General features: G+C 47.6%; 11 protein-coding genes. 6 read left to right on the forward strand and 5 right to left on the reverse strand.

The window, feature by feature from the left end:
- The 5 genes from PLA23_RS07080 to PLA23_RS07100 all read left to right on the forward strand — a co-directional run.
- Nucleotides 1-619 (forward strand): precorrin-3B C(17)-methyltransferase (locus tag PLA23_RS07080; protein ID WP_324474614.1); only part of this gene is annotated, 619 nt, incomplete at its 5' end.
- Nucleotides 567-1,235: a precorrin-8X methylmutase gene (locus tag PLA23_RS07085; protein WP_324474616.1), complete on the forward strand. Its 669-nt coding sequence runs from the start codon at nucleotides 567-569 to the stop codon at nucleotides 1,233-1,235. The genes PLA23_RS07080 and PLA23_RS07085, both read left to right, overlap by 53 nt.
- Nucleotides 1,207-2,244 (forward strand): cobalt-precorrin-5B (C(1))-methyltransferase, encoded by a 1,038-nt coding sequence (locus PLA23_RS07090; RefSeq protein ID WP_324328842.1) that lies wholly within the window; start codon nucleotides 1,207-1,209, stop codon nucleotides 2,242-2,244. The genes PLA23_RS07085 and PLA23_RS07090 overlap by 29 nt, the downstream gene beginning before the upstream one ends.
- A complete protein-coding gene (locus PLA23_RS07095) occupies nucleotides 2,241-2,825 on the forward strand; it encodes a cobalt-precorrin-7 (C(5))-methyltransferase (RefSeq protein ID WP_324474618.1) in 585 nt (194 codons plus the stop codon). The genes PLA23_RS07090 and PLA23_RS07095 overlap by 4 nt, the downstream gene beginning before the upstream one ends.
- Before the next feature lie 416 nt (nucleotides 2,826-3,241).
- Nucleotides 3,242-4,771, forward strand: a complete 1,530-nt coding sequence (locus PLA23_RS07100) for a hypothetical protein (RefSeq protein WP_324328846.1) — start codon at nucleotides 3,242-3,244, stop codon at nucleotides 4,769-4,771.
- Nucleotides 4,772-4,844: 73 nt separating this feature from the next.
- Here PLA23_RS07100 and PLA23_RS07105 read toward each other — a convergent pair whose 3' ends face one another.
- The gene (locus tag PLA23_RS07105; protein WP_324328847.1) at nucleotides 4,845-5,717 is read right to left on the reverse strand and encodes an HhH-GPD family protein; all 873 of its coding nucleotides are present in this window, start codon (nucleotides 5,715-5,717) and stop codon (nucleotides 4,845-4,847) included.
- A gap of 238 nt (nucleotides 5,718-5,955) precedes the next feature.
- Between PLA23_RS07105 and PLA23_RS07110 the strand changes: the two genes are divergently transcribed.
- Nucleotides 5,956-6,168 carry a universal stress protein gene (locus tag PLA23_RS07110; RefSeq protein ID WP_324328865.1) on the forward strand — a complete coding sequence of 71 codons (213 nt, stop codon included), beginning with the start codon at nucleotides 5,956-5,958 and terminating at the stop codon, nucleotides 6,166-6,168.
- Nucleotides 6,169-6,265: 97 nt separating this feature from the next.
- On the opposite strand, the gene PLA23_RS07115 is transcribed toward PLA23_RS07110, so the two are convergent.
- From PLA23_RS07115 to PLA23_RS07130, 4 genes are all read right to left on the reverse strand, one after another.
- A complete protein-coding gene (locus PLA23_RS07115) occupies nucleotides 6,266-6,952 on the reverse strand; it encodes a DUF166 family protein (RefSeq protein ID WP_324328849.1) in 687 nt (228 codons plus the stop codon).
- Nucleotides 6,953-7,532: 580 nt separating this feature from the next.
- Nucleotides 7,533-7,820 carry an ArsR/SmtB family transcription factor gene (locus PLA23_RS07120; RefSeq protein ID WP_324328850.1) on the reverse strand — a complete coding sequence of 96 codons (288 nt, stop codon included), beginning with the start codon at nucleotides 7,818-7,820 and terminating at the stop codon, nucleotides 7,533-7,535.
- A gap of 163 nt (nucleotides 7,821-7,983) precedes the next feature.
- Nucleotides 7,984-8,412, reverse strand: coding sequence for a DUF2703 domain-containing protein (locus tag PLA23_RS07125; protein ID WP_324328851.1), 429 nt, complete (start codon nucleotides 8,410-8,412; stop codon nucleotides 7,984-7,986).
- Between the two features lie 85 nt (nucleotides 8,413-8,497).
- Nucleotides 8,498-9,053, reverse strand: a 556-nt coding sequence (locus tag PLA23_RS07130) for a permease (protein ID WP_324474620.1), incomplete at its 5' end; no start/stop codon positions are given.

The raw sequence follows: 9,053 nt of genomic DNA on the forward strand, positions 1-9,053 counted from the left end.
GGAGGTTATCATGAGCAGAATGGGCAGGGAGGTCGACCGTGCCAGGCAGGCCATTACCCATGCACAGGACAAGCATGTGGTTATGGTATCCGGGGGTGATCCCGGTGTCTATGGGATGGCCGGGCTTATTCTCGAGATGGCAGAAAAAATTGCCCCAAATCTAAAAATAGAGATAATACCCGGCGTGACGGCGGCAAGTGCCGGAGCGGCACGACTTGGGGCACCCCTGACCAATGATTTCGCCGTCATCAGCCTCTCCGATCTCCTGACACCGCGTGATATTATCGAAAAGCGTATCCGGGCACTGTGCACCGTAGGAATTCCCATCGTGCTCTATAACCCGAAGAGCCGCACCCGGACAAGTCTGTTTGAAGATGTCATCGGTATTGCACGGGAACACCTGCCCGGTGAGACGCCGGTTGGGATTGTAAAGGACGCCTACCGGCCTGATGAGATGATCCTCGTTACCACCCTTCAGGATGTGATGGATATTTTTGACAGAATAGACATGCACACCGTCGTTTTTATCGGCGGAGAAGAGACACGAATGCTGAGGAGAGATACAAATGCCAAAGGAATCTTCACCCCCCGCGGGTACCGCAGGAAGTATGTATACTGATATCGGGGCCGATACGCCAGAAGGATATGCCATATCTAGAACATCACGCGAACTAGCACGAAAGACAATTGGAGATGGAGGGCCTTTTGACCGGATACGCCAGCGCTGCTCAATCGCGGTTGGTGATTTTGCGATGGCTGATCTGATGCGGTTTACGGGTGATCCAGTACGAGCCGGTCTTGCTGCATTACAGGAGGGGGCACCAATCTATACAGATATCAGGATGGTACAGACCGGCATTCAGAAAAAAGGGCATCATAGTCAGGTTACCTGTATACTTGATACCTATTCATCATCAGATACCGGTGGAAAAACTCGGACATCTGCCGCTCTCATGGCACTTGGAGAACGCCTGAGTGGATCCATCGTCGTCATCGGGAACGCCCCGTCAGCACTTCTTGTCCTCTGCGAACTGATTCAGCACGGGATCAGACCTGCCCTGGTTATTGGAACACCAGTCGGTTTTGTTAATGCGGCAGAGTCCAAGGAACTCCTCCGAACGTTAGATATCCCCTCAATCTCAAACGAAGGGACTCGGGGAGGGACGCCGGTTGCTGTTGCTGCGATGAATGAGATCATCACCATGTATGCAGAGTCCAACGAAGCACCACAGTGAAATGCTTGATCCGGTAAGCGGGTTTACCTATCCTGCAGAGTGGGTATCACTCTGCACTGATGAGGTATCACGACAGCTGGTCAGACAGGGGCTTGCTATTCTCACATCAGACGGGACCATACGGCGACGGGGATTTACCACAGGAACTACTGCAGCCGCAGCAGCAAAAGCAGCAGTCCTCTCCATTACAAAAACCGGAATTACACAGGTCTCAATCCTCACCCCCGTCCGGATCAGGGTTCAGATCCCGGTCTATGCAGATGGGGGAACTGGTGAGTGCATAAAATATGCCGGGGATTATCCAGGAGATGTGACTGCAGGACTGGCTTTTACTGCAGAAGCTGATATCACAGAATCTGGTATCTCACTGACCTTTGGTGAAGGTATCGGCAGATGGATTCGGGACACACCGCGATACAAAGCCGGAGATCCGGCCGTCTCATTCCAGGCAAGAGACGAGATTATAAACGCAATCGAGGAGGCAATGAGCGAAACCGGCATGCCAGGAGCAGGAGTGAAAATCTATGCACGGCAGGGGAGTTTGGTTGCAGAGAAGACACTGAACCAGATGGTCGGAGTGGCTGGTGGGATTTCCATCCTCGGGACAACCGGATTTGTCGAACCCTGGGACGATCATCTTGAGCAGGCAGTCTATGAACGCGCCATGAAGGCAGAGCGGGTCGTCCTTACCACCGGAAGGATAGGGCTGCGATATGCCCGGATGCTATTCCCGGACCATGAGGTCATCCTTGCCGGTTCTCGACTTGGAAGTATCGTCCCGCATCTCACCGGAGAGGTGATCATCTGCGGACTTCCCGCTCTGGTACTCAAATACATAAATCCTCATATTCTGGATGGTACGAATTGCCCGACCGTCGAGGAGTTTATGACACATGAGCGCTTTTTTGAGGCTATGCAATCCTCATTTCAGATATTTAAAAGCGGACACCCGAATGTCAGGATTGTTCTTGTCAACCGGCAAGGAACAATTATCGGAGATAGCTCATGAAAATCGTCGGGGTTGGTTGCGGACCTGGCATGCTGACCGAGGCGGCAATTCAGGCAATCCAATCATCACACCTCATTGCAGGGTCTGAACGGGCGCTTGAACTGGTCAGAGGGATCATTCCAGCCGGAGCCGAGTTAAAACCCATTACTGATTTTAAGACGCTCAAAACACTGCCTGATCATGCAGTCATTCTCTCAACCGGTGATCCGATGATATCCGGCCTTGGGTATCTGGGCGGTGAGATAATCCCAGGCATATCCTCGGTCCAGCTTGGTGCAGCAAAAACCAAAATTTCGCTTACAAACCTGTTTCTTATCACTGCCCATGGAAGAAACCATGACCAGGCGGTCCATGAGTGCTGTGAAATGATACGTGCCAGAAGAAAGGTGTGTATTATCGCAGACCCAGCCTTTCCAATCCATACCCTGGGGGATTCACTGAGCAGTATACATCCGGATATCCAAATCTACATCTGTGAGAATCTGGGGTACCCGGATGAACGGATTGCAAAAGGAACGGCACAAAAACCACCAAAAGTCCTTGGAATCATGTTCATCCTGTTTATCGTACCTGAAGAATAGTAGAACTGAAAGATACAATAGGTACGGAAAAGGGGATTGGTCTCTGCTCCCTTGGGGCAGTCAACCAGTGATATCGGGTATCACAGAGACCAATGGGGTCTTCATCGAACATTCTCCTCCTACAAGAACCTCATGAATTGATTTACACATTGATGGGGGGTGTGAAATGAGGCATTTCACATGTATGCGTCAGGTGTTATTCGGATGGGGGGGTGTTTCATACAGGCTCTCTTGTAGAGAGGTGATCATAGATTATCGCTAAGATATATTAAATTTAGCCTTGGGGATTTGATAAATCAGATTTTGGATACGAATTATTACTTCATTTATTAGGCAACCGATTTGAGCTCCAAATAAGATGATATTGCGCATAAAAATAACAAATCTTAAAATATAGTACATGCCTATTAGCATATGTGAAGACGACTACCCGTGTCAAAAAGATCAACGGGCATGAATACCTGTATGAGATAACCTATTACTACGACAAGGAGACCCGGAGAACCAGACAAAAGAGCAGATATCTGGGTAAGAATGTTGACGGGGAGCCGGTAAGGGTCAGGGAAAAAGCAAAAAACCCGGAAAGGGTCTATTCATACGGAGAATTTATTCCTTATCTTCAGGCTGTAAAAAATCTGCATATCCAGGAGATTCTGGGTGCACATCTGACCGATCATGAGATACGGCTCTTCTTAACCCTTCTTTTTGCCGGTATTCAGCATCCGGATGCCCTGCATTCTCCGGCATCATGGTATGACGGAACAGTCCTCCCCCGTATCTTTTCTGGCCTGAAGATTACCACCCAGAGTATTTCCCGGTTGCTCAAGAAGCTGGGTGAAGGATCCATCCATTTGAATATATGCCGCTCATTATCCCAGATACCAGAGAGCGGGAATATGCGGATCAGTACCGTGGATATTCCCATGGTCCGGCAGACCTCATGGCACCAGGGGATCTCACACCATGGAATAGAACCAATTGCTCTTTTTTATGATAATATCGAAAATATCCCTGTCGGATATCTGTCTACTGCCCAATATCGTATCACATCAAACCTTGTCAAAGCAATTCATGCAGGCATGCACCTCTTCTCCGGAAAAAAAGGAGTCATCATATCTGGCAAGAGTTTTTCATCCTCGATGAACCTGTACGGGGCGATATACAGCGAGATTCCAGTCATATTCCCCCTTCATCCGGACCATGATCTCATCAAACACGAGATAAAAAAATACCGATCAGATCTCATGCATCCAAAGAATCTCAAAATCTTCCGCGGTGAAACCCTCTTTGTTATTCCGGTCAATATCTCCCTGGAAACAGTTCAGGTAAAAGGCTATATCATCTACAGTCCGCGTAAGGAAGAGGAGATACGGGAACGGTTTGGTGAAGATATTGAACTCATTCTTGAAAATCTGAATGATAAACCGATTTACAAATGGGTCAATCCCGGAGAGGCAGTTGCTGATGTTGCTGGTATGTATGAACCGTTCCTTCAGTGGCGTGTCCAGAATAATCGGATACTAGTAGATGTGAAGAGGAAAACCCTGGGGAATTATCTAAAAAACAGCGGAGTGTCGGTGATAATCACCGGAGATCCCGAATACCAGTGGGATACCTGTCTTGAGTGGCTCGAAGAACGTGCTGAAGCAGAGAGATTTCTTTCCACATATATCAGAAATTTCCAGGTATTCCCTCTCTCGGTTGATAGTGACACGATGAGAAATGGAGCGTTCCTCATAGCATTTATGGCACATGTGGTACACCGGTGGGTGCTTGAACAATATGCACAATCAGGTCTTCTTTCGATTTACACTGCCGAAAAGATCCTTCTTGAGCTCATGAAGATACGCCTCATCGGGCTTGGCAATGATCGGGTATTAATAACCGGACTCAATTCACGGCAGAAAGAGATCCTGGATACCCTGAAATGGTCGGCAGATATCTGATGGCAGGAAGGCCATATTCTAATTAGGCAATTTTTTGCCAGGTAATATGTCACTGATATTTTTAGGCAGGTCATCATGGAATTTTTGATTGCCATTCCGTTCTCGCATCGTTCTCAGGAAACCTGATAAGAGAACCGTCTCGTTCGAGTAGGCCTTCATGGATCATCTGCCCAAGTATCCGATCTATCCGCCCGGCATCACCAGGGATTTTCTCATATACCAGATCGAATGAGACCGGTCCCTCATTTAATAGTAACCGTATTATGCTGCCCCGTATCTCCCGATCACTCCCGGAAAATTTCGATTGCACCGCATAATGCCTGCTCCGCCGGTTCGGATTTTCTATAACCCCCGTAAGAAAGGTCCCATAATCCATGATACTATAATACCATTCCCTGGGGTGGTATTGATCAATCGTCCTGGTGAGCACCGGATATATCTCTTTATCAGATACACCTACCCGGTCCTGAAAAAAATGGTGAATAAATACGCGGCGTACGTTGGTTTCAATGAACACCGCCGGGCGATCATAGGTGAATACAACAATCGAACCCGCTGTTGCTGAACCAATTCCCGGAAGAGTCTGTAACATTGCAGGATCATCAGGAACGATACCTCCCCACCGGTTCATTATCTCCTGCGCAATCTGAAGGAGGTATTTTGCCCGCCGGTTATACCCCAGACCCTGCCATGCCCGCAGGACATCTTCAAGTGAAGCCTGAGCAATAGTCTCAAAATCCGGGAAAACCAGGATAAACTCATCAAACTTTTTCAGGACCCGGGTCACCTGGGTCTGTTGGAGCATGATCTCGGATACAATGACCCGGTACGGAGTAATCTCATCCCTCCAGGGCATGGGACGCCGGTTCTTTTGATAAAACTCTGAAAGTATTGCATTGAACCGGTTTATTGATGCCGGATCATCAGAATCAAAAAATTCGTCCATAAAACCAATTGACCAGTATCCCAAACCGCATGATCAAATCCTATAGGCACAACTCCCTCATCACATCCTCTTCTGACGTCAGCCATACACGGGCAAGAACTCGTTCATTTCTATAAGTGGTTTTTACAGACTTGAATCTGTTCTGAATTGCTCCCCTTTTGAGTATCAACAGGAGGGATAATCAACGGATATACATACATTGCTTTAGGAAGATGCGAAAGCCGCATTAAGCCGCACGATTGATGCTCTCTCCCATGCCGGACTCTCATATGAACTCAGGGTGGCTATCGGGGAACCATCAGTTAAGATCGTAGCCATTGCAAAGAAAGAGATGGCAGATCTGATCGTCATTGGCAGTCGCGGGCTTGGTGCATTACAAGGAGTTCTGCTTGGGAGTGTACGTCAGAAGATTGCCCAGACTGCTCCCTGTCCGATCATGATTGTAAAATAAGAGAAAATAATTCTGAACATCAATTGATCTGAAAAGAGGGACTTACGATCAATCTGATAATACAGTCTCCTTTTTTACTCATACCTGGTCAATTCTCTTATTCCTTATCGTATTCAGAAGCCCGGGTGCAGGTAACTCTCTTCAAAGCCTCCATACTCTTCTCCCACAATTCCGGGTTTATCCCTTTGAGTGAAGAGACAAGTTCTTCCAGGTGAATAATCCCGGCCTTCTCCTTATCGCAGGTCTTCCCGAACCGGGGAGCACGACAGTTATGGCATATAGAGAGAGCGAACCGGTTCATCGCCTCCTGGTCAAACTCCCTCCCATTCAGTTCATGAGCAGCTGCATCCGTAGACCCACACGGCGATCCCCGCAGAGGCTGACACCACACGATCCGTTCGCCATCCAGAATGACATGAAAGACCGGCCTGCCAAACACTTTCGCATACTCGTTGATCTGCCAGAAGTCTGTATTCGGTAGTACTGAACACATCGTTTCCGGACCGATTACTGCAGGATTATATTCTCTGGCCTGGGCCATGAATCCCGGACCAAGGTTGACCCCAAGCAGGACCGGGATACCGGTCTTGATCAGCTCCATTGCTATGTCCGGATGCCGGAGATACGAGATATATAGATCACAGGGAGGAATGGTGATGTCGATATCGTCAACGACCTGAGAAGAAGGAAATGGGAGAAGAATCCATTCTGTGAGAAATCGTTTCCTAATCTGTTCAAATGCCCGCTCCCCATACTGACCATCACTCACAATTCCTATCTTCACAATATCTGCATGTATATGAGAGAGACTATTTTAATAAATATTGAGATGATGAATATATACCTCATAGAGATAAAATAACGAGAAAATCATGGCTTGAAAACATACCCTCATAATTCTCTCCTGCCTCCTCCTCGCTTTCCTGGATTTGCCGCAGGATTTGAAGGAAACGATTCTACCTTGAACCTATCGTATGTGAGTAATGGTAGTAAGATTCTCTCTGCTCCTGATATTCAATCGATCCTGAATAGTCCGGAAAATTATCTTGGAAAAATTGTTGAGTTGAAAGGAGTAGTGTCGAGAACGTATCATGGGCAAGACCGGTTTTCCATAGCTGACCGGGTTGGTTGTTCCCTTTGTACAGCGAAGATTTCACGAAGTTCAATCATAAATCCTCCCCTCGTTCAATTATTTTTGAATTGATAAAGTTGCCGCACATTCATCCGGAAATTGATTGATTTTTCCCATACCGCAGATACTGTGATTCCGAATGGTTGAGAAATGATAGATATGAGTTGAAAAAAGGGCCAGGACTATAACCAGATCTGTATACACCGTTTTCCAGTCTGGGTTATAGAATATATCAGATAAATACCCTCTGATTTTTTTTTTCGATCAGCCCGGCTGTGATGAGCGTCTTGAGATGATACGATAGTTTTGAATCGGCTATATCTATCACCTCTTTCATTACACAGACACAGAGTGGCTGGACATTGAGAAGAGAGAGTATCTGAAGCCTGAAGGGATCTGAGAGTGTAGAGAATACATTCTTCTTTCGAATCAGTTCTTCATCAGGGGGAAGATATTGTCTGAGACCCTCGATGCCGCCGATCTGACATAAGGTATCCTCAACAGGTTCAGGTAATCCCATATCCGGTCAAACCTCGTATTGATGTGGTTTTCATCCTATGATGCACTCTGTGTATTCGTAAGCGCACGTAAATATGATTCAATAACAGTTGAGATTATTGTCGATATCAGAATAACCTCATCTCCTGATATTGAAATTCTGATGAAGTGACTTTTGGTATTTTCTACCCACAACACCCTTCTGATGGTCCGGTTTGCTCATCCATCTGGTCTGCTGCGATCATTAGTACCCGACGGATCAGATCGGCAGGAAGAGATTCAAAGAGCTCATCAGGAGTCTGAATTGCCCGGCATTCAGCGAAATCCTGCTCACCAATACAGGCACATGATTCGCAGCATGTCTGAACGACCCGGGCATTGGTCAGGTACTTTTCGAGTGGCCTGCCATTGATCATGACTTTGTTTGACTCAGGCAGTTTTTCGAATGGCAGCACCGTTTCCTTGTATACGATCTGAATGCCTTTCCCGGCAAGGTCAGGTTCCATCTCCTTGATCACCGCTGCTAACGTAGTACCGGTTGCAGAGCATCGCTCACACGTATGGGTTACATCTGCTCCGACATGCAGCCATTCAACATTCAGATTTTTTGTCATAATATCTTCCCTGGTTTTCCTTCGTTCTCATTATCTTCTGAACTGGTTACTCTTTCGCGAGAGACACTCTCATAAAATCAGAGGGTCAGGTGAGGATGATCCCCTCTGATGCAAGGATCTGAAACAGTACCCCGGCAAGAATCGCTACCCCAAGGACCGTTACCACAAACGCAGCGACAAGCCGTCTCTCAAAGATCGATGCCAGGAGGGTTACTTCAGGGATACTCGCCCCGGCTCCTCCGATAATGAGAGCCATGATGGCCCCGATTCCCATCCCTTTCTCAAGAAGTACGGCACTGATCGGGATGATCGTCTCTGCCCGGATGTACATCGGCACCCCGATGACTGCAGCGACCGGGATAGCAAGCGGATTATCCGGTCCAGCCACAGCAACGATCAGTTCCTCGGGAATAAATCCGTAAATGAACGCCCCGATAGCTGCACCGAGGATCAGGTACGGTACCACCTGGCGAAACAGGGTGAATGCAAAAGTGAGTGAGTTCGCAAACCGGGTTTTGTGGACTGAAGTCTCTGATGAAGGTTCTCCACTGCATTCGCAGCAGCAACTCTTCTCCAGGGTCACCGCCTTGACATACCGGGCATATCCGGCACGTTCAATCAGGATTCCTGATATGACAGCG

The organism is Methanospirillum sp. (assembly GCF_035406105.1).
Taxonomy (GTDB): Archaea; Halobacteriota; Methanomicrobia; order Methanomicrobiales; family Methanospirillaceae; genus Methanospirillum.